Raw genomic sequence first — 20,441 nt, 5'->3', positions numbered from 1 at the left:
CGACCAGGCTTTTCGGCTGCCTAATGGGGCGGGTGGTTACCGCCGCTCAGCTTGGAGGCGAAGACTGCCGCCTGGGTGCGCCGCTCCATTCCCAGCTTGGCCAGCAATCGTGACACATAGTTCTTCACAGTCTTTTCGGCGAGGAACATCCTGGCAGCGATCTGCTTATTCGTCAGCCCTTCACTGAGCAGCCCGAGCAGCGTCCGCTCCTGGTCGGTGAGCCCGAGCAGCGGATCGGTTCGTTCAGCGCCGCCGCGCAGTTTCGCCATCAACGCCGCAGCAGCGCGGTTGTCTAGCAGCGATTTGCCGGCACCAACGTCTTTGATGGCCTGCGCCAACTCCATGCCCTTGATATCTTTAACGACGTACCCGCTGGCCCCAGCCAAAATCGCATCAAGCATCGCCTCATCGGATGTGAACGAAGTCAACATCAGACAGCGCAGGTCGGGTAGATCCGAGAGTAGATCACGGCAGAGCTCGATCCCGTTGCCGTCCGGCAACCGGACGTCGAGCACCGCGACGTCCGGGCGCGCCGCCGGTATCCGCGCCATCGCCTCGGCGACCGAGCCGGCTTCGCCGACGACTTCGAGCTCAGGGTCGGATTCGAGCAGGTCAACGATGCCGCGACGGACCACCTCATGGTCGTCGACCAGAAAGACCTTCACCACGGCGACCCTTTCATAAAGCGATTACCGTTCACGCCGGCGACTGACTGGTAAACCTCCATCATGCCCGTAACCACGGGCGATTCACAGTTGTAATAGTCGGCCGGTCATCCTGGCGAAGGATATGAGACGCAGGTCGTCCTCGTCAGGGTCGTTAGTCCTTAATTTGGTCGCGATCGACCCTAATGTACTCAGGCCACCGGACCACGCATGCAGGCATTTCGGCGGGTGCAGGAATGGGACTTCGGCCTCTAATACCACCCGCCCTGGCGCGTTCAAGATCGAGGGGGATAGCCAACCGATGTTCAATACCGACCGAGTGAAGGAGCACTATGACCCAGGATCGTCCACACCGGTTCTGGGCACCCGGAAATCCGGAGATCGGAACAGCGGTGGTGCCCCCTCCGGGTGCTGAGGAGCCAGGTGCAACAGCTGTGTTACCCCAGGGCATTTTTCGCGCTTGGAAGTTATTGGCCGGCGCATTGGCGGTGGCAGTGGTCTCCGGTGTCATCGGGGCAACCGTTGTGCTGGCCGTTGACCCGTTCGGCAGCCAGCGCGCCGACGGTAGCGCATCAACTAACATGCCTGTAACCGACCTGCCTGACATCACCCTGGAGCGGGTTGCCGCTAAGGCCGCCCCCAGCGTAGTAAAACTCGAGACCCGGGCCGGTGCGCTATCGCAAGCGGCATCGGGTGTCGTCATGTCTGCCGACGGGCTAATCATGACCAACAGCCATGTCCTGTCGGCTTTCGGCGACATCAAAGGTGCCGGTGTTTCGCAAAAACCAGTAGCTGTCTTCACCGATGGCCGCACCGCGCCGATTGTTGTGGTTGGCGCTGATTCAGCCAGTGACGTTGCCGTTGTTCGGGCGGAGGGTGTTTCCGGACTCACGCCGATTACTCTGGGTTCTTCGGCTGACGTGCGGATCGGGCAGAAAGTCGTCTCAGTGGGGTCTCCGCTGGGCCTTGAAAACACCGTCACCACCGGCATAGTCAGCGCGCTGCACCGCCCAGTCCCCATCGTGTCCGATGCGACAAGCAACGAAACCGTGCTTGACGCGATCCAGACCGACGCCGCGATGAATCCGGGGAGCCTTGGCGGGGCGCTGATCAACCGCAACGGCGAACTCATCGGTCTGAATTCGGCGATCGCCACGATCGGGAACTTGATCTTGCCCGGCGGTTCAATTGGCCTCGGGTTCGCTATTCCGGTCGACCAGGCCAGGCGAGTCGCGGCCGAGTTGATCACCACAGGCAAGGCGTCGCATCCCTACCTGGGTGTGCAGTTGGTAAAAGACCGAGACATCCACGGCGCCAAGATTATTGATGTAGAAAGCGGCAGCCCCGCCGCAGTTGCCGGATTGACATCTGGTGCGATGATTACGCGGATCGATGACCGGACGATCACGAGTGCTGACGCTTTGGTTGCGGCAATCCTGTCGAAGGTCCCCGGCGACACCGTGACGCTGACCTGCGTCGACAGGGCAAACGCCACACGCGTCGTGCTGGTCACCCTCGGCACCGCCGCGGACAGGCAGGGGCCGCAAGGCGAACCGCTTGACCGACGCGCGAGCTAAACACGCGTTGGCTTCATGAAGCGCAGCGCCGCAGCCCTGTCCTCCCCCACGGCAGAGAAAGTACCGGGGGCTCCAGTAGCAGTCAGCAAGCGGCCGCAGGCGGGCCGGCAATCGCATCGGCGGCCTGCCTGCCGCCCCCGCTACTCACCCTTGTGGCCATCGCATCCAGTTGAATCCATGTCAACGGCGCGTAAACGAGCGCTCCAGGTAATTGTGAGCCCGCTCAATGAGCCCTTTGGCTTCCGGTTATCCGGCCAATCCGGGTCGCTCGTGGTTTGTGGTCGCGGTGTGGTGGGCTATTTGGCTCGGTTGGAGCGGTGGAGTTTTCGGAGTTGCTCTTCGTGGCGGCGTGTCTTGGAAGCGACGGCTTCTAGGGCGGGGCGGAGCTGGTCGATTTGGACTTGTAGTCCTGTGAGAGTGAGTGCCTCGCGGCCGTGTTGGCGATGTTGTTCGACGATGGCGCGCAGTTCGGGTCGCCGGTAGAGGGTGGCGCGGCCGATGCCGGTGTGGGCGGCCACGGCGTCGAAGGTGATGGGCTCGCCGGTAGTCAGCAGTGCCTGACAGGCGCGTTCAACGCGAACGGCGGGTTCGTCGGTCACGGCGTGTCCGTTTGGTTCATGACCTGGTCGAGGCGTTCGACCAAACGGCGGTGGCGAGTGGCTTCGGCGCCCCAGCCGCGGGCGTCGGCGTCGGCGGCCAGTGCGGCGGCGTCGGCGCGTTGGGTGGCCAGGATCGATAGGAAGGTCGATTCGGTGCGGAAGTTCGGGCAGTGCTCGCAGATGTTGGCGTAGGCGCAGGCTCCTTGGGCGGGGGTGCGCAGGCAATATCCGCCGGCCAGTCGCGCCTTGATCGTGGGGGTGTCCTTCCAGTCATTGCTGCCGTTGCTGATGTCGGTGATGGGCAGCTGGGTGCGCTCGGGCAGCACGGGCCCGAGTTGGGCCTTGGCCTGGATGAGTGCGCGTTCGTAGTCAGCGCGGACGGTTTCGTCAAAGAGCCGCCCGTAGCGCAGGCTCATTTCTGCAGAAACGTGTTTGATATACGGGTGATCTTCGGCGTGTCTGCCGTGATCCAGCGGGGTGGGCGCGGATGCTGGCGGCAGGAGGTTGCCGTGTTCATGCCGTGCCTGGTCCGTCACCATCGTGGGGCGGAGTTGGCCGCGATCACCCTGGGGCATCCGCTGCTGGATGACTACCTGGCCTTCGTTGCGGCACGGGCCCGAACGAACACTTGGCTGGCGGTGGCCTCGGATTTGAAGATCTTCTTCGGTGTGGTTGCCAAGGAACCGACCCAGGTGAGCGCCGCAGATGTGTTCGCGTTCTTGGCGTTTCAACGCACTGCCCGTTTGGGTGAGCGGGTGGTGCGGTTGGAGGACGGCGAGCCGGGCCTGGCGGCGCGCACGATCGCCCGCCGGTTGTCCAGTGTGCGTGGCCTGTATGCCTACCTCGCGGCCCGCGGTGACACCGGCGTAAGCCGCAACCCGGTGCCGACCAGCCTGGCCGCCCGCCGCCCCGGTGCTCGGCGCGGGAAGGGCGGGATGGCGTTGATCCGCACCCCGCGCACGCTGCCCCGGGTGCTGGCGCCAAGCGAGGTCGACGCGCTGCGGGCGGCGCTGCGCACCCACCGCGACCGGGCCATGGTCGAGGCGATGCTGCTGGGTGGACTGCGACGCTGCGAGGTGCTGGGCCTGCGCCTCGACGACGTCAACGCCGGCGAGCGGCGGGTGTTCGTGGCCGAAGGCAAGGGCGGTCGGCAGCGGATGGTGCCGGTATCGGCGCGGTTCTTCGCATCGCTGGGGGACTATCTGGATCAGGAGCGGCCGCGGACGTCGACCGATCGGGTGTTCGTGGTGTTGAAGGGGCCCCGGCGTGGCGAGCCGTTGTCGGCCGCCGGTCTGGACGAGATCCTCGACGGTGCGCGCGCTCGCGCCGGGCTGACCCAGGCGACGTGCCATCAGCTGCGGCACACCTGTTTCACCCGGCTGCGGGAGGCGGGGATGGCACTGGAGGCGATCCAAGCCCAGGCCGGCCACGCCTCGATCGACTCCACCCGCATCTACCTGCACCTGGCCAACGACTGGTTGGAACGGGAGTACCTGCGGGCCGCCGAAGCGATCGAGGCGCAGGTCGTCGCCTCCGGTGAGGCGGCCGAGGCATGAACCGCTCACCAGCACATCGCCCCGACATCGAAGAGCTCGTCGAGGCGTATCGGGCCGACCTGGTTGCGGCCGGGATGTTCGCCGGACATCCGGTGACCTCGGTGGCCCGCACGTTCTTCACCCGCGTGGGTGTGGCGGGCTGGTCTGCGTTGCCGCTGGCAACCCAGTGCGCTTTGCCGCTGAAGGATCGACGGGTGGTTGGTTGGCTGATCGTGACGGGACGGCTGCGGCCCAGCCCGGACTATCTCGTGGCGTGCCGGCCCTACCTCGGCGAAGTCGCCGCCCATCATCACCGCGGATTCCACCAACGGTTCGTCGCGACCTCCACCGAGCTCGGGTTTGATCCCATCGTGACCCGCCTGCAGTGGTCGGCGCTGGCCAAGGTGGCCGCGCTGGCCGGGCTGACTCCCGAGCAGCTGACCCAGCCGGTGATCGATGAGCAGCGAAAAGCGTTGAGTGCCGCGATAACTCGTCACCGACCCGGCAGCCACGGCGCCAAAGCACTGAGCGCGGCGCTGTTCGGTGCGCAGACCACCCTGTTCCACCTCGGCGTCCTCGACAGCGCGCCCCGCAAGACCAGCCCAAACCGCTCGGCTGAGCGGGCCGCCCAGTGGGCGGCGGTTCCGCCGCGGCTGGCGGCCACCCTGACCGGTTACATCGCCCAGACGCGGCTGTCGCTGCGGGCCTCGACGATGGTGCGTGTCGAGGGCGTGCTGCGGGAGTTCGCCGGCTGGCTGGCCGCGAACGCCCCCGAGGTGGTCTGTGTTGCTGACCTGCGTCGGGCACACATCGAGGCCTACAAGCTGCACCTGGCCACCCGTCCTTCGGCGCGCGGCGGCCGGTTGTCCAAGATCAGTCTCGCCGAACATCTCGGCACCCTGCGCACCTGCTTCGACCGGCTCACCGAATGGGACGGCGACGATATTCCCGCCCGCGTGCTCGTGTTCGCCGGCGACCTGCCGATCCGCGACGAGCCGCTGCCCCGCTTCCTCGACGACGCCGCGTTCACCAAGCTGCTGCAGGCCGCGCGCGCCGCCGACGACCCGTTTGTCCGGCTGTGCGTGGAGTTCCTGGCCCGCACCGGCCTGCGTAAGGGCGAATTCCTCGATCTCACAGTCGATTCCGTGGTGCAGATCGGGGCCGCGTACTGGTTGCACGTGCCGCTCGGGAAACTGCGCAACGACCGGTACATTCCGTTGCATCCCCAACTCAAGGATCTCCTCGACGAATGGCTCGCCGCCCGACCCGTCAGCCTGCGCAGCTGCTACCTGTTCGTTGAGTACGGCCAACGCATCGGGGAGGGCCGCGTCGATCGGGCCGTCGCTGAAACCGCGAAAGTGGCTGGCATCGGCCGTGTTTCGCCCCATCGTCTCAGACATACCTTGGCAACCCAGGCGATCAACCGCGGTATGTCGCTGGAAGCGCTGGCCGCGCTGTTGGGTCACCGATCTATGCGGATGACGCTCGTTTACGCTCGAATCGCCGATCGCACCGTCGCCGACGAATACTTCACCGTCAGCGAAAAGGTCGAGGCCCTCTACGATCAGCCGCGCGCACTTCCCGCCGACGCCGAAGGCGCCGAAATGCGAAAGCTCCGCGCCGAGATGCACCGTCGGATGCTCGGTAACGGCTACTGCGCCCGACCCGTCGGCCTGGACTGCCACTTCGAATCCATCTGCGAATCCTGCACCTTCTTTCAGACCACCATCGCCTTCCGGCCCACTCTGCAGGCACAACGCGACGACGCTGCCGAAAAAGGACAGCTCGGCCGCCAGAAAGTGTTCGACGGACTGCTCGCCCGACTCGATCAAACCGCCTCCTGACAAGACGCACTTGACAAGATCACCCGCATAATGTCCGAGCAGCGCCATCAGCGCCTGCAGCGACACCCCGCAGTTGATCAGCGCGGTGGCGTAGGTGTGTCGAAGTTGGTGTGGTGTAACGGATTTCAATCCTGCTTCGGTGGCGGCGCGGGCAAGTTCGTTGCGCAGGACGTCCACCGATATGCGGCGCCCCTGATGAGTGAGCAGGAACTGGACCGGCTTGCCGGTGCGTGGGTGTGGCAGTGGCTTGCCGGGCGAGCGGTGCGCGACGATGCGGTCGACCAACTCGAGGGTCTCGTCGTCGATGGGCACCATCCGCTCGGTGTCGAGCTTGCCCAGCGGAACCTTCAACCAGGCCCCGGCGCCGGGAACCTCATGCACACAGTCCAGTTCCAAGTCGAGCAGTTCGCCGATGCGCATCCCGGTGGCGCGCAGCAGCAGTAGTGCGTCGGCGCGCAGCCGGTTCGGCGAGGCGTGCAGCGCCTGCGACAGCCGCCGATCGGCGTCCGGGGGCAGGTAGCGGGGCAGCGCCCTGGGCAGTCGGGGCACATCGCGGGCAAACACGAGCTTGCGGCCGGGCGCCTCGGCCCAGCCCCATTCGTTGATGTCGTCGATTAGCCGCCCGACGGTCAGCACCCGCGAGCGCCGTTCGGAGGCCGACAACACCGCGCCGGTGCGCGGGTTGGTCGCGGCGGCCACGGCGGCTAAGTAAGGCTCAATGTGACGTTGCCGATCGAGGTCGGCCAGGCTGATCAACGCTGGATCGTGGTCGGCGAGGAACTGGGCGAAATGGCCCAGGCGGCTAGCGATGCCCAACACGGTCGATCGGGTGCGAGTGCCCGAGGCGCATTCCAGGTAGGCGACCAGCGAATCAGCCAATCCGGTTGGAACACTGGCGAAGTGACGCCGCCACGGCCAACGCAGATGCGCGGTGTTTTTCGCAGTTGGGGTGACCTGCCCACCCAGGTGATACAGAACAGCGCGGGCGGCATACAACGCGGTCCGGTAGTGCTGGAGTGGCCGCTGATGTGCTTGTTCGCGGGCGGTGATCGCGGCGCTGAACTCGGCGATATCGGTATCGTCAAGCTCGGTAAGCGGGTGGCCGGTCTGGATCAGCATGCGCACCGCGACCTGGCTGGCCAGCCCCGCCGCTACCCGGGGTGTGTAGCCCAGTTCGGTTGCTGCGGAAAGGAATCGGGTCACATAACCAGCCAAGGGGCTTGTGTGTGCCTCCCGTAGGATGGCAGCCAGCTTACGTTCGAGCAGATAGTCGTAGCCCGGGCGCAGATATCCGGACAGCATCAGATAATTCAACAGCGGCCGAACCGTCCAACCGGCCGACAACCGCACCGACAGCGGCAGCTCGGCCCAGGCCTGTGGATCGGGCCAGCGGGTCAGAAACACGCGGGCCGTTGCCAGTAACGATCGATTCCCCGCACCACGGGCCGCCAACGCGGCCACATACCCCGACAGCAACTCCTCGCCGCGCGGCGCTGGCCGCCGCGCGGCAACAGCCCCCTCAGTGGGAGCGCTGGCGATCACGGGCGGCATCGTAGGCGGCACGCACATGCGTCGGGGACAGGTGAATGTAGGCGGCCGAGGAGTCGACGTGGTCGTGGCCCATCAGCGCCTGTAGTACCGATAGGTCAACTCCCGCCTCGGCCAGCGCGGTGCCAAACGAGTGCCGCAGCGCATGCGGATGCCCGGCAGGCACCCCGGCCTTCGCCCGGTGGTAGCGAAAGATCGTGCGCAATCCAGCCGGGGTCAGCGGCTCGCCCCGGTTGGGGCCCTTGCGACCAGAAACAATGTGTCGCAATCTGATTCGGGCCGCTCGGCGAACAGGTAGGTCTGGATCAGCGCGGCCACGTCTGGATCCAACGGAACTCGGCGCTCCTTGTCGCCCTTGCCGATGACCCGTACCCAGCCGCCGATGTCGATATCGCGGACCCGAAGACCCAGCACCTCGGCCGAGCGCAACCCGCAGAACAGCATCAACCCCGCGATCGCGCGATCCCGGTCGGTGCGCAGGCTGCCCACCAGCGCCGTCGTCTCCTTGCGGTCCAGGCCGCGCGGCAACCGCCGAGGCTCCCGCACCCGTAACCGCGAGCGCTGCTTTGGCTTTCGCAGGTGAGCCAGCAGACCGCTAGCCTCCCCGGCTGCGCGGCGTGCCGGACCCCCGCGCGGTACCGGGTTGTCCGCCGATCCATCCCGCATCTGCCGATAGGAATACAACCCCGAGATCGCGGCGAGCCGCCGGTTGATCGTCGTCGGCGCGTAGCCGACGTTGCGGCCATCGCGGATCGAGTACACGTTGCCGCCCGGCCGGACCGGCGGCAACGCCGACCGGCAGAACGCCAAGAACCGCAGCAACACCTCCGTGGTGACCTCGTTGACCCCAAGGCGCTCGGCGGCCAGCCACCGCGCGAACGCCAGCAGGTCGAACGCGTAGGCGCGCACCGTGCGCGGCGAGTAAGCGCGATCGGCCAGATAGCTCAGGTAGTCGTTGACCAGATCCATGCCAGCCGGCCCGCCCCGACCAGCGACCAGCGCCCCTGCCGCTCGACTGCACACAACGACTCGACCGTCTGCTCTGCTGCCATGGGACTCACATATGCCTAACGTCTCAACGCAAATCAAGCACCCCAGGAAAAACGGCGTGTCGTAGCCAACAACCAGTAACCATTAGCCGGTTAAGAGAGGGTCGGCCGGACGGCAAATGATCACCTTGGCCGCCAGCGTGCCGCGGAAGGCTTGGCATTCCGTGGTCAATTCGGCCCGCCCGGCGCGCCAACGCCCGATCGCGCCCTCGCCGTCCCACACCAGCACCCGCGGCACCGCACCCAACTGCGTAATCAGCCGCCACCAGCCCGCGAACAAATCCTCAGCACACCGCGACGGCAACAGCGCATAGCCAGCAGCCAGCGTGAATAGGCGCACACCATGGTCAGCACCGGCAGCTGCTTGGCGCTGCGGGTCTGCCCGAATCCCACCGCCAGCTCGATCGGGGGAAAACCACACATCGCACTGGGCGATCTCCCCGGCCACATACTGGGTGCGCGAGGCCGGATCCGGCGGCAGATACACCGGCCGCAACTCGGCCACCCGCGCCGAGAGCACCCGAATCGAGCGGTCCCAGCCGATCCGCTCAGCGATCACCGTCGCCGGTATCCGCGGATAGGCCCGCAGCAACTCCCGAATCCGCGGCTCGACCTCATCGACAATCGAACCCTTCCGCGCCCGTCGATACCTCGGCGGTTCATCGCACGCCAACGCATCCTTGACGGTGTTTTCGATATCCCCATCACCCGGGCGATCATCTTGATCGGCAAACCCTCCGCACGGCGCAGTCGCCGAATCTCTGCCCAATCTTCCACAGACAACATTCCCTTCTGGTCCTCCTAGCTCGGGTAGAGCCAGGAGACCGGACCAGGGGTCAAAATTCGGATGCCGCGCAGGGGTCAGTTTCCACGCGTCGTCGACAATCCACCTGTTCGCCACAACGTCGGCATTGATCGCAGCAGTTGGCAATCGGAGCTCGCCGCCTTCACTACTTTGGATCGCCCGAATTGGTAGGCTTTTGCGGCTTGGTCGTCACCGCGTTCGCATTCTGGGGCAGCAGCAGAGAACGAACTAGCCAACGCGGCCCAAGGGGGCGGAGCATTTGACTGGCCGGGCGCGGCCGCACTCGTTGCGGCCACCAGAACCAGCGCCCGAGCAGCGCCGCGATCGAGGGCGTCATCAGCGAGCGCACGAGCAGGGTGTCGAACAGCAAGCCGAGGCCAATCGTGCTGCCGGCCTGGCCGATGGAGCGCAGGTCGCTGGCGACCATAGACATCATGGTGAAGGCGAAGACCAGACCCGCCGCGGTGACCACCTGACCTGTTTCGCCCACGGAGCGGATGATGCCGGTCTTGAGTCCCGCGCTTATTTCCTCCTGGAACCGTGAGACGAGCAGCAGGTTGTAGTCGGATCCGACAGCGAGAAGGATGATCAATCCGAACACCGGGGCGATCCAGTTCAGGTCCAGCCCAAAGATGTATTGCCAAACCAGCACCGAGAGGCCGAAGGCGGCACCCAGCGAGATCAGCACTGTACCGACGATCGCCAGGGAGGCAACCAGCGCCCGGGTGATCGTCACCATGACGACGAAGATCAGGGTCAGTGCTGCTATTCCGACGATGAGCAGGTCGAACTGCGAGCCCGCCTGGATATCGCGGTATATCGCCGCCGTCCCGGTGAGGTAGAACCTGGCGTCGGTGAGGGCTGTTCCCTTCACCGCCTGATGCGCGGCGGTCAGTTCCGGCATGACTGCGGAAATACCCGCCGGCGTTGCCGGGTCGGTGTCGTGGGTGATGATGAAGCGCGCGGCCTTGCCGTCCGGCGACAGAAACAGTTTCAGCCCGCGCTGGAAGTCGGGATTGTCGAACGCTTCCGGGGGCAGGTAGAAGTAGTCGCCGCTCTTGGAGGCGTCGAAGGCCTCACCCATCGCGCTGGCGGTATCTGTCATACGTGACATTTGGGTGATGAGCCCTGAGAAGCTGCTGTGCATGGTCAGCAGGCTTCCGCGCATGGATTTGGCGACGGCGATAATCGGCGGGAACTGTTGGCGCATCTGCGACAGTACCGCGTCGATGTTGCCCACGTCCTTAAGAAGCGCCCTCATGTTGTCGCTGAACTTGTCGACGCCGTCGATTGCCTCGAACACCGACCGCGACGCCCAGCAGGCGGGAATGTCATAGCAGTGCGGCTCCCAGTAAAGATAGCTGCGGAATGGCCGCGCGAAATCGTCGAAATCGGCCAGATGGCCCCGCATCTCGTCAAGCGTGGCCTGCATGTCGTTCATGTTGCCGAGCATGTGGTGAGTCGTATTGCTCATCTGGCCCATAAGGTTGTACAGGTGCTCCATCGACCCGATCGTGGCGGCGAGATCGTCGCTCATCTTGAGCATGTCGGCAGCCCGGTCTGTCATGAATTGCAGGTTTTCTCGTATCGGGATCGATTGAGCACTGATTTGGAACGGTATTGACGTGTGCTCGATCGGCCCGCCCAACGGCCGGGTGATGCTTTGCACCATCGCGATTCCGGGTGCACGAAAGATATCCTTGGAAAGCCTGTCCAAGATGATCATGTCGCCGGTGTTTCGCATGTCGTGATCGCTTTCGATCATGAGAATGTCGGGGTTCATTGTGGCGGCGCTGAAATGGCGCTCGGCAGCCTCATATCCGACAGTCGAGGGCAGACGCTTGGGGATGTAAAACCGATCGTTGTAGCTGATCTTCATGCTCGGCATGATGAGGATCCCGACGATGGCGAGGGCTAACGCGGCTGCAAACACCGGAGCCGGCCAGCGCACGGCTGCGGTGCCGATGCGCCGCCAGCCGCGAGTCTTGGTCAGCCGCTTCGGTTCCAGCAGTCCGAATCGGCTGGCCACGGTGACCACGGCCGGTGCCACGGTGAGTGCTCCCGCGATAACGACGAGCAGCCCCAGCGCGGACGGAATACCCAGCATTTTGAAATATGACAGTCGCGCCAGGTACAGACAGAAGGTCGCTCCGGCGATCGTCAGCCCCGAGCCCAAGATCACGTGATAGGTGCCGCGAAACATGGTGTAGTAGGCCGTTTCCCGGTCTTCGCCAGCTTGGCGTGCCTCGTGGTAACGCCCGACCAGGAATATCGCGTAGTCCGTTCCCGCCGCAATGGCAAGCGACGAGAGCATCGCGACGACGAACGTCGAAAACTTCAATAGGTCGTTGTTTCCGAGAATCGCGACAAGCCCTCTGGCCGTGCCCATCTCGAACCCGACCATGACCAGAATGAGCAGCACCGTGCTGATGGAGCGGTAGGTGATTAACAGCATGATCATGATGACCAGGCCGGTTACACCCATCATTTTGAACATGCTCTTGTCGGCCGCCTCGTTCATGTCCGTTGTCAGCGGTGCAGGGCCGGTGACGTAGACCTTGAGTCCTTTAGGCGGCGCTGAACCATCGACGATGTCGCGGACCGCTTTGACGGACTCGTTACCCAGGGTGCTGCCCTGGTTGCCGGCTAGATTGAGTTGGACATAAGCGGCTTTGCCGTCCCGGCTCTGGACGCCGGCGGCAGTGAGTGGATCTCCCCACACGTTGTGGACGTGCTGCACGTGTTTGGGGTCGGCCTGCAGCTTTTGCACCAGGCCGTCATAGAAGCGGTGCGCCTGCTCGCCGAGTTCTTTGTCGCTTTCCAGGACAATCATCGCGATGCTGTCGGAATCCGACTCGTGAAACGTCGCACCGATGCGCCGCGCGGCTATCTCTGCGGGGGCATCCTTCGGAGACGCGGTCACCGCATGGTTTCTCGCGACCGATTCGATCGGGGGCACAAGCACGTTCACGGCGACCGTTAAGAGCAGCCATGTGCCTATGATTGGCACCGCGAACGCGCGGACCGCTCGCATGAACCGTGGACGCGGGGTCTCGCTGCCGCTCATGCGGCTTTTACCAGGCAGGATGTCTGGGCATGGCGCCCGGCCGAGGACTGCTCATCTTTGACTTCACCATTCACCGTGATGCGGCACCTGATGTTGTCACTGTTGCCCTGTGCGACGACGTTGGCGATCACCGCCGGTATTGTCGTCGACAGCGTGTAAATCCAGGGCAGGCTCGTGAAGTTCGCCTGCTCCGGTTGGGCATCCTTGTTCAAGTAGCTCACGGTTCCCGTTGTGTCGCTCGGCCCGTAAACCTCATACGTCACCCGCTTGACATGGGAAGGCGTGAGCGGTTTCGCGCTGCTTTCGGTCGCCGAAAAGATCTTCTCGGAGCCGAAAACGCGGCGAAGCTGCACGACGGCCACACCACCGAGGACAACCGCCACCACGACAAGCAGCGGTACCCAAACTCGCTTCACAAATTTGAGCATGGCACGTTTCCCTCCGCTTATGCCCCGGCCCAGTTGCTAAGCAGTTTCCGGCCCGAGCCGCTACTCGAGAAGGGCTATTCGTCCTTTTTTGTGGCAGCCGCGATTAACGCTTAGGCATGCACCCTTGGAGTGGGCCGCAGGTTCGGCACCGAACGGTATGGCACATCAGCGACGCTCCGCACCAGCCGTCGACGGTGGTCCCTGGTGGGGTCGTTGCAGTACGGCGAATTCGGGCGTGGACGCCGCCGTCACTACCGCGTCGAGCAGCGCGATCCCGGCGTCTCGAGCGGGCAGCGCCGTGAGCACCGGGCCGAAGAATCCCCTGCCGTCCACGGCGATGATCGGACTGCCGCCACTGCCGCCGAGCGCGTCCTGGCTGCGTTGATGAGCCGCTTTCACGGCGTCATCCCACGCGGGGTCGTCGAGGGCGTCGACCAGCGCTGAGCTGCAACTCGTCGCCGCCAGCGCCTCCTTGACCATCGCGTCGGCCCAGTTCCCGTCGCCATGGTGCATGCGGGCACCCAACGCTTCATAGAGGTTGCCGAATGTGCTGGACCCGCCTTGGTCTGTCGCGGCCGCGCATACCCGGCCGACGCGACGGGACCACTCGAGTTTGGCACGCTGCGGGGGTGCAACCTCGCGACCGTCGTTAAGCACCGCCAAACTCATCTGCCGAAGTGCGACACTGCGGCCGGTGGCGCTAGCCGCATTTAGTAACCAACGCGATGTCACCCAGGCAAATGGGCATATCGGGTCGACATAGAGATCGATCGACATCATCTCAGATCCTGCCTAGTGGGCCGATCCAGACGTGGCGTTGGCGCCCGCGTCGGCGAATTCGCAGAATGCGTCGTAGGCGCGGGCACCGTAGATGGTCGCCGGCCCGCCGTGCATGAGGATGCTGACGCCGATGGCTTCGGCAGCTTCCTGCTTGGAGGCCCCGGCGCGCGCGGCACCCTGACTGTGTGAGGCGATGCAGCCATCGCATCCGGCGACGACGCCGATGGCGAGCGCGATGAGTTCTTTGACTTTCCTGTCCAGCGCACCCGATGTCAGCGCACCACTACTCATTTCGGCAAACCCCCGGTAGACCTCGGGGATCATCTGTCTCAAAGCACGGTGCTGAGGGTTGAGGTCGTTGAGCAAATCGTGGTAGTGGCTGTGTTCACTCATGGCTAGTACACTATCAATACCCGTACGGGTATTCTAGGGGCGTCCAGCCGAGTAGAGGAATCGGTGGCCTAGACGATCGCCAGTTCTTCGAATAGGAAGGAATCGCAATGCCATTAGGGCTAAGCACCACGCTGCACACGTCGTTCGACGCCGCTGTCGAGCGCACCACCCGGGTTCTGGCCGACCAGGGTTTCGGCGTCCTGACCCGGATCGATGTCAAAGCCACGCTCAAAGAAAAGCTCGGCGAGAACATGGAGGACTATCTGATCCTCGGTGCCTGCAATCCGTCGCTGGCCCACCGCGCCCTCGATGTGGACCGGCAGATTGGCCAGCTGTTGCCGTGCAATGTGGTAGTGCGGGCCGATGCTGCAAACGGCGGCGACGCCGTCATCGTCGAGGCGATGGACCCGCAAATCATGGTCCAGGTGGTCGACCAGCCAGCTCTGCGGGAAATCGCGGACCAAGCCGCCGCCAAACTGCGCGCAGCGATCAGCGCACTGGAAAAAACTGCTCAGACACGACAGGCGTGACAGCAGCGAGCCGATAGTCGCCTCACCCTGGCCGGACAACGATCAGCGGAGCTTGTGCGGACTGCGCGAGAGCTGAGCTGACCGAGCCTAACAGCATGCCGGGGAATCCGCCGCGACCGCGGCTACCGACCACCACAAGTTGAGCGTGTGCGGATTCCTCGATCAGCCAGTGGGCCGGCTTGTCGCACACCAGCCGTCGCTCCACCCGCACATCGGGATATTGTTCTTGCCAACCAGCCAGGCGTTCGGCTAAGACTTCGGCACCTTGTGTTTCATAACCCCGCCAATCCATCCCGAGGATCGGGAACACCCCTACATCGCTCCAGGCATGCAATGCCACAAGATGCACCCGACGACGCGACGCTTCGTCGAAAGCCAGCCCGATTGCCCCCTCGGAGGCCGGCGACCCATCTATGCCCACCAAAACCGGCGCGTTGTCGTCGCTGAGGCCTTCATCGGCGTGGATGATTGCGACCGGACAGTGAGCATGGTGCAAGAGACCGGTGCTGACTGACCCGAGCAGGAAGCGGCCGAGCGCACCCATCCCCCGGCTACCCACCACGATCATCTGCGCCCGACGGGAAGCGCCGATGAGCATGGGCACGACAGGCGAATGGACCACCTCGGTGTCTACTTGGGGACAATCGGATGGACTGACGGCGGCCTGGGCGGTCTTGCGTGCATGTTCGATGACGTCGCGAGCGTTCTGCTCCCATGCCTCTGCGATCTCCGCTTGCCTGTCAGGCGTGGGCCAGTCTGGGACTGGCTCGATGACATGCATCAGGGTGATCGGCGCGTCACGCATCACTGCATCACGGGCGGCCCAGCGGATGGCGGCATCCGACTCCGCCGACCCATCAACGCCGACCAGGATTCCGTATTTCTTTGCTATCTCGGGCATTTAGCACTCTCTCGAACGGCGTCGCGGTAGCGCGGCGACCAACGGCGTGTCGATGCTCACTGGGCCAAGGTTGGTCGCGCCACCGGGCGCGCCGAGGGGGCCCTCACGACCCGGCAACGTCTGGTTGAAGAATGCTGCATTGTCGGCAAGATGCTGTTGCTGGTCTTTCGGCAGATCGGTTTCGTAATAGATCGCCTCCATACGGCAAATCAACTTGCAGGCGCCGCAATCCACGCACTCGTCGGGGTTGATGTACATCGAACGCGCACCTTCGTAGATGCAATCCACCGGGCATTCCTGCACACAAGACTTGTCCATCACGTCAACGCATGCACTGCCAATCACATAGGTCATAGCGAAAAGCCTACCGAGCCCACCTTCTTGACTGCTGGGGTCGAAGGCCCATTTGGTCAAGGACCAACGACCCTGGCGATCCGTCGGGGAACCCTTAGCCTCAAGGTCAAGGGAGAGGTGGTGTTTGGTATGGCGCGGACGATGACACCCGAAGTGATCCGCGACGCGGTGATGTTGGCGTGTCACGCGCCCTCACTGCACAACAGTCAGCCCTGGCATTGGGTCGCCGACAGCGGCCGACTTCAGCTGTTGCTGGAGCGCAGGCTGATGGTGCAGGTCACCGACCGCTCGGGCAGGGAACTGATTATCAGCTGTGGCGCTGTACTCGACCACCTGCGGGTGGCGATGGCCGCCGCCGGCTGGGACACCGAAGTGAGCCGGTTCCCGGATCCCGATAGACCCGATCATCTGGCAACGCTCGAGTTCAGTCCGCTGGCCTCGATCAGCGATGCCGACCGGCAGCGGGCCGGAGCAATCCTCCGCCGTCGCACAGACCGGTTGCCGTTCGACGCGCCGCGTCAGTGGGAGGCGCTGGAACAGCAGCTACACAAAGCAGTTGGCGGCGCGGTCATGCTCGGTGTGATACCCGAGGATGCGCGTGAACAACTGGCGGAGGCTTCCCGGCTCACCGAAGCAATTCGTCGCAACGACCCGTCGTACCAATCGGAATTACATTGGTGGACAGCGCCGTTCGACCTAGACCACGGCGTTCCGCCGAGTGCACGGGTGTCTGCGTCGGAGGCCGGCCGCGTTGACGTGGCACGAGCCTTCCCGACAACCGGGTATGAAGACCGGCGCCCGTCGATCGACGTCGACCACTCCACAATCCTGGTTCTGTCCACGCACGACGACACGCTTTCAGAGGTTTTGCGGTGTGGCGAGGCGCTATCCGCGGTGTTGCTCGAGTGCACAATCGCCGGGTTGGCGACGTGCACGCTAACCCACATGACGGAAGTGACCCCGGCTCGAGAGCTGATCCAGCAGCTCAGCGGGCAATCCGGGCTGCCGCAGCTGTTGATCCGGGTGGGCAGCGTGCCGGTCGGCGAGCGACAGGTACCCGCCACACCCCGCCGTCCGCTCAGCGACATCTTGGAGTTCCGGCCGTAGACCGCCGGCTTCTGCCTGGGACGAAAGGAGATGATGTGCCGATGGGCACCCATTGGCTGGTGATGGACACATCGGACGGGGCTGCCACGGCGCCATTCATCACACGTGTGGCCGGTGTGGGCCGGTGCCTGCCGCCCACACACCTGAAGACAGCTGAATTGATGTCCACCACAAAGCATCACACACACATCGATCTGGAGCGGCTGACTGGCATAACCGAGCGTCGCATCTCGGTCGGAGACGAAGACTCCTACAGCCTTGCGACGTCGGCAGCGCTCGACTGTCTCGCCAGGGCGCAGCAAGACCCGGCGTCGATCGATGTGGTGATCAACTGCAGCATCACCAAATTCCGCGGTGGTCTCACCCAGTGGGTGGAGCCGTCGATGAGCATTGCCGTTGTCCATGCGATCGGTGCTGACCAAGCGATGACGTTCGACATCTCCAACGCATGCGCGGGAATGCTGACCGGTGTCACGGTACTCAACAACTGGATTCGGCAGGGAACCGTCCAACGCGGACTGGTAGTCAGTGGTGAGTACATCTCACAGCTGGGCTGCAATGCCGCCAAGCACATCCGCAGCATCATGAGCAAAGAACTCGCGTCGCTGACCCTCGGCGATGCGGGGGCGGCGATTCTGCTTGAGCGGGGGCAGGTCGGCTCAGCCGGTATCCGGCTGGCCGGATTTACCACCGTCGCCGATTACAGCCGGCTCTGTCTGGCCTATCCGAAGGGTCATGATCCGGGTGCGCGGATGTTCACTGATTCTCGGGCCATTCACCGCGCGGCAATGTCGAATACACCGCTGCTACTGCACGAAGTCCTTGACACAGTGGGCATTTCGATACATGACATCGACCATGTGATCACCCATCAAACTTCTGCGCGTGCGATCCGCAAGGGCATGGCGGCGGTATCGGCCGCTTTCGGCGAGGGCCCGCGCCACGACGCGGTTATTACCGTGGATCGATACGGAAACACTGCCTCGACTACCCATACGGTGGCCTTGGTCGAAGAACTCGAGGCCGGGCACATCCTGCCGGGCGAGACGGTTGCCCTTATTGCTTTGGCGTCGGGTCTGGAGATCGGCATCGTTCTCCTCAGCCTGGACGAGGATCTGGTGAAACGCTATGGGCACAGTCATTGAGCGCGTTGACATCATCAACGGCGGCTGGCGCACCCGTCACAGCGGACTGCGTTTGGCGGTCTCGGCGGCCAAGAGATGCCTGCAGCAGGCTGGGCGAGACGCCAACGACGTCGACCTTCTGGTCAACGCCGGAATCTACCGCGACCGCAATCTTGGCGAACCCGCACTGGCGGCGCTCATCCAAGAAGACATCGGCGCCAACATCGAAGATCCCCACGCCGGCGCGCACGGCACGTTCTCTTTCGACGTTGCCAATGGGAGCTGTGGGTTGTTGACCGCCCTGCAGATTGTGGACGGATTCCTTCAGTCGCACAGCATCAATTGCGGTCTGGTCGTGACCAGCGATGCCAATCCGGGTCACGGAATGAGCGAGCACTTCCCATTCTCGCCGGTCGGTGCGGCACTGTTGTGCGGCTGGGACGGCAACGGTGACGGCCTGGGACAAATGCACTGGGTCAACCTCCCCGACGACGGTGCGAGCTTTCGGGCCACGGTCGGGCTCGGCGACGCGCGCAACGTACTTCGATTCAGCGGCTCGGCCACAAAGGAACAGCAATTCGCCCCGACTTGGGCCAAATTAGTGCGCACCGTCGGTGCGGATCTTGGCGAGTGCTTCGGCGAGGTCGTCGGGTAGGGCGTCGGCGGCGGTGAGGATTTGTCGTCCGGCGCGAATCTGCACGGTGCGGTAGCGGCGTGCGGTGCGGACGAATTTCTTGATGCTCCAGCCGGTTTGGCGTTCGATCCAGTGCGATACAGCCATGGCGGCGAACACGACGCTGAGGTGCGCCTCGATCGAGTCGCGAGTGCGGTGGTAGATCGGGCGAGCTTGAAGGTCATGCTTGGACATTCGGAAGGCCTTCTCGATGCGCCACAGCTGGTGGTAGGCGTCGATGACGAACTGCGCGGGTTGTTCGACCAAGTTGGTGGTGTAGCCCTTCCAGCCGGCCAGCGCACGGGTCTTGGCCTCCAAGGCGCGGTTGACCGATTTGGTCGCACCGCTGAGTTGGATGTAGCGGTTGCGCTTGACCGGGGCATGCCCATCCACGGCGCGCTGGGCCTTGGCGATCTGCTCGTCGATGCCGCGCAGGGTGCGCCGGGCCCGGTCATGTCGGTACTGGTAGTAGATGACCCGATCCGGGATACCGCGGGCTTTCTCCGCTGAGGTGGCCGGCCACGGCTGGGTTAACACCAACCCGTCCGGGATGACCTCGTCCGGGTGCTTAGCGCGCCATTCGGCGATCACGTTGGGCAGCAATGAGATCCGGGTTCCCAGAATGAACGACAACCCCGCGGCCTGCAGGGCGACCTGGTTGGCTTCAGAGATCATCCCGGCATCAGCGACCACGGTGACCTCGCTCAAGCGGTGGGCGGTCTTGAACGCGTTGATCACCGGCAACATGGTCGCGGTCTCGGCCTTGTTGCCCTCGAAGGCAGCCACTGTCAGCGGGAACCCAGTCGCATCGGTCAACAAACCCAGGGTGATCTGTGGATCGAGTCGACGTTCCTTGGAAAACCCGGGCTCGCGAAACCCATCAACGGCATCGGTTTCAAAGTGCAGGGTGCTCACGTCGTAAAGCACCAGGCTGGCCGGACCCAACGCAGCGTGCGCTGCACATGCAGCCGAAAGTGCCTGCCGGAATTCGGGTTTGGCGAAAATCGGCAGCCGCCGCTTCACCGTCCGATAGGCCGGCGAATCCACCCCGGTCTCCGAAAGCACCCGCAGCGCATCGACCTTGCTGGTCGGTTCGATGATTCGGGCGCCCACCAGGTCCCGAAACACCTCATCTCCATCGGTGGCGGCATCAAAGCCCAGCACCCGATAGGCATGACACAACGCCTCCCACAGGTGCTCAGAACAGGAGCCCACGATCTCCAGCGGCCGGCCACCGCCGGCAGCGGCCTGCTCGAGTCCCAAGTCCAGGCTCTGCTGACCGGCAGCCACGCGCTGAGCCGCAGCCGCCTTGAGCGCCTCCAGCTGGGCCTCACTGTGCGCCGAGCCGAGGTGCTCAATCTGGCGCGATCCCCGCCGCGAAGACCACACGATCTGCACCGCGGTTGCTCCCGAGGCCGTCTTCACCGTGCGCACATACGCCACCAGCGCACACTAAAGAACT

19 protein-coding genes and 3 pseudogenes are annotated in these 20,441 nt (G+C 64.2%); 8 read left to right on the top strand and 14 right to left on the bottom strand.

What is annotated here, in order from left to right; all coding sequences use genetic code 11:
• Positions 1–20: 20 nt before the first annotated feature.
• The gene (gene dosR / locus MHEC_RS06680) at positions 21–668 is read right to left on the bottom strand and encodes a hypoxia response regulator transcription factor DosR/DevR (RefSeq protein ID WP_048893709.1); all 648 of its coding nucleotides are present in this window, start codon (positions 666–668) and stop codon (positions 21–23) included.
• 485 nt (positions 669–1,153) lie between these two features.
• Here dosR and MHEC_RS06675 point away from each other — a divergent pair, with 485 nt between their 5' ends.
• Entirely contained in the window at positions 1,154–2,242 is a 1,089-nt protein-coding gene (locus MHEC_RS06675; protein ID WP_071700605.1) for a S1C family serine protease, read from the top strand.
• A 296-nt stretch (positions 2,243–2,538) separates the two neighbouring features.
• On the opposite strand, the gene MHEC_RS06670 is transcribed toward MHEC_RS06675, so the two are convergent.
• Positions 2,539–2,841 (bottom strand): DUF6262 family protein, encoded by a 303-nt coding sequence (locus MHEC_RS06670; RefSeq protein ID WP_048893708.1) that lies wholly within the window; start codon positions 2,839–2,841, stop codon positions 2,539–2,541.
• Positions 2,838–3,257, bottom strand: coding sequence for a hypothetical protein (locus MHEC_RS06665; protein WP_200902221.1), 420 nt, complete (start codon positions 3,255–3,257; stop codon positions 2,838–2,840). The genes MHEC_RS06670 and MHEC_RS06665 overlap by 4 nt, the downstream gene beginning before the upstream one ends.
• Positions 3,258–3,356: 99 nt before the next feature.
• Here MHEC_RS06665 and MHEC_RS06660 point away from each other — a divergent pair, with 99 nt between their 5' ends.
• Entirely contained in the window at positions 3,357–4,397 is a 1,041-nt protein-coding gene (locus tag MHEC_RS06660; RefSeq protein WP_048893843.1) for a tyrosine-type recombinase/integrase, read from the top strand.
• Complete coding sequence (locus MHEC_RS06655) at positions 4,394–6,220, top strand: tyrosine-type recombinase/integrase (RefSeq protein ID WP_201399466.1); 1,827 nt, start codon at positions 4,394–4,396, stop codon at positions 6,218–6,220. The genes MHEC_RS06660 and MHEC_RS06655 overlap by 4 nt, the downstream gene beginning before the upstream one ends.
• A gap of 87 nt (positions 6,221–6,307) precedes the next feature.
• Here MHEC_RS06655 and MHEC_RS24960 read toward each other — a convergent pair.
• Positions 6,308–6,769: pseudogene (locus MHEC_RS24960) on the bottom strand (tyrosine-type recombinase/integrase); the annotation flags it as partial.
• A 171-nt stretch (positions 6,770–6,940) separates the two neighbouring features.
• Here MHEC_RS24960 and MHEC_RS24050 point away from each other — a divergent pair.
• Entirely contained in the window at positions 6,941–7,459 is a 519-nt protein-coding gene (locus MHEC_RS24050; protein WP_071700545.1) for a hypothetical protein, read from the top strand.
• A 280-nt stretch (positions 7,460–7,739) separates the two neighbouring features.
• Here MHEC_RS24050 and MHEC_RS24695 read toward each other — a convergent pair whose 3' ends face one another.
• The 7 genes and pseudogenes from MHEC_RS24695 to MHEC_RS06620 all read right to left on the bottom strand — a co-directional run bounded on the left by MHEC_RS24695 (position 7,740) and on the right by MHEC_RS06620 (position 14,290).
• Positions 7,740–7,973: a tyrosine-type recombinase/integrase gene (locus MHEC_RS24695; RefSeq protein ID WP_269097084.1), complete on the bottom strand. Its 234-nt coding sequence runs from the start codon at positions 7,971–7,973 to the stop codon at positions 7,740–7,742.
• 11 nt (positions 7,974–7,984) lie between these two features.
• The gene (locus tag MHEC_RS06645; protein WP_269097083.1) at positions 7,985–8,737 is read right to left on the bottom strand and encodes a tyrosine-type recombinase/integrase; all 753 of its coding nucleotides are present in this window, start codon (positions 8,735–8,737) and stop codon (positions 7,985–7,987) included.
• A gap of 168 nt (positions 8,738–8,905) precedes the next feature.
• Positions 8,906–9,603: pseudogene (locus MHEC_RS06640) on the bottom strand (DDE-type integrase/transposase/recombinase); the annotation flags it as partial.
• A 164-nt stretch (positions 9,604–9,767) separates the two neighbouring features.
• Positions 9,768–12,689, bottom strand: a complete 2,922-nt coding sequence (locus MHEC_RS06635; RefSeq protein WP_048893655.1) for an MMPL/RND family transporter — start codon at positions 12,687–12,689, stop codon at positions 9,768–9,770.
• On the bottom strand, positions 12,686–13,117 hold the full coding sequence (locus MHEC_RS06630) for an MmpS family transport accessory protein (protein WP_048893656.1): 432 nt from the start codon (positions 13,115–13,117) through the stop codon (positions 12,686–12,688). The genes MHEC_RS06635 and MHEC_RS06630 overlap by 4 nt, the downstream gene beginning before the upstream one ends.
• A 165-nt stretch (positions 13,118–13,282) precedes the next feature.
• Positions 13,283–13,894: a mycothiol-dependent nitroreductase Rv2466c family protein gene (locus MHEC_RS06625; RefSeq protein WP_308203870.1), complete on the bottom strand. Its 612-nt coding sequence runs from the start codon at positions 13,892–13,894 to the stop codon at positions 13,283–13,285.
• Positions 13,895–13,909: 15 nt separating this feature from the next.
• Positions 13,910–14,290, bottom strand: a complete 381-nt coding sequence (locus tag MHEC_RS06620) for a carboxymuconolactone decarboxylase family protein (RefSeq protein ID WP_048893658.1) — start codon at positions 14,288–14,290, stop codon at positions 13,910–13,912.
• Between the two features lie 107 nt (positions 14,291–14,397).
• Between MHEC_RS06620 and MHEC_RS06615 the strand changes: the two genes are divergently transcribed.
• The gene (locus tag MHEC_RS06615) at positions 14,398–14,820 is read left to right on the top strand and encodes a DUF302 domain-containing protein (protein ID WP_048893659.1); all 423 of its coding nucleotides are present in this window, start codon (positions 14,398–14,400) and stop codon (positions 14,818–14,820) included.
• 22 nt (positions 14,821–14,842) lie between these two features.
• Here the strand turns inward: MHEC_RS06615 and MHEC_RS06610 are convergent, their stop codons facing one another.
• The gene (locus MHEC_RS06610; protein WP_048893660.1) at positions 14,843–15,721 is read right to left on the bottom strand and encodes a universal stress protein; all 879 of its coding nucleotides are present in this window, start codon (positions 15,719–15,721) and stop codon (positions 14,843–14,845) included.
• Positions 15,722–16,075 (bottom strand): ferredoxin, encoded by a 354-nt coding sequence (gene fdxA, locus MHEC_RS06605; RefSeq protein WP_048893661.1) that lies wholly within the window; start codon positions 16,073–16,075, stop codon positions 15,722–15,724.
• 141 nt (positions 16,076–16,216) lie between these two features.
• Between fdxA and MHEC_RS06600 the strand changes: the two genes are divergently transcribed.
• From MHEC_RS06600 to MHEC_RS06590, 3 genes and pseudogenes are all read left to right on the top strand, one after another.
• On the top strand, positions 16,217–17,182 hold the full coding sequence (locus MHEC_RS06600; protein WP_275952253.1) for an Acg family FMN-binding oxidoreductase: 966 nt from the start codon (positions 16,217–16,219) through the stop codon (positions 17,180–17,182).
• Positions 17,183–17,223: 41 nt separating this feature from the next.
• Positions 17,224–18,327, top strand: coding sequence for a 3-oxoacyl-ACP synthase III family protein (locus MHEC_RS06595; RefSeq protein WP_048893662.1), 1,104 nt, complete (start codon positions 17,224–17,226; stop codon positions 18,325–18,327).
• A pseudogene (locus tag MHEC_RS06590) lies at positions 18,311–18,913 on the top strand (3-oxoacyl-ACP synthase); the annotation flags it as partial. The gene MHEC_RS06595 and the pseudogene MHEC_RS06590, both read left to right, overlap by 17 nt.
• Here the strand turns inward: MHEC_RS06590 and MHEC_RS06585 are convergent.
• On the bottom strand, positions 18,905–20,422 hold the full coding sequence (locus tag MHEC_RS06585) for an IS1634 family transposase (RefSeq protein ID WP_048893889.1): 1,518 nt from the start codon (positions 20,420–20,422) through the stop codon (positions 18,905–18,907). The pseudogene MHEC_RS06590 and the gene MHEC_RS06585 sit on opposite strands and share 9 nt — an antisense overlap.
• Positions 20,423–20,441 lie beyond the last annotated feature (19 nt).

The sequence above is a fragment of the Mycobacterium heckeshornense genome, assembly GCF_016592155.1.
GTDB classification, from domain to species: Bacteria; Actinomycetota; Actinomycetes; order Mycobacteriales; family Mycobacteriaceae; genus Mycobacterium; species Mycobacterium heckeshornense.
Note: the sequence above shows the minus strand (reverse complement) of the source record. Positions and strands in the feature narration are given on the sequence as shown.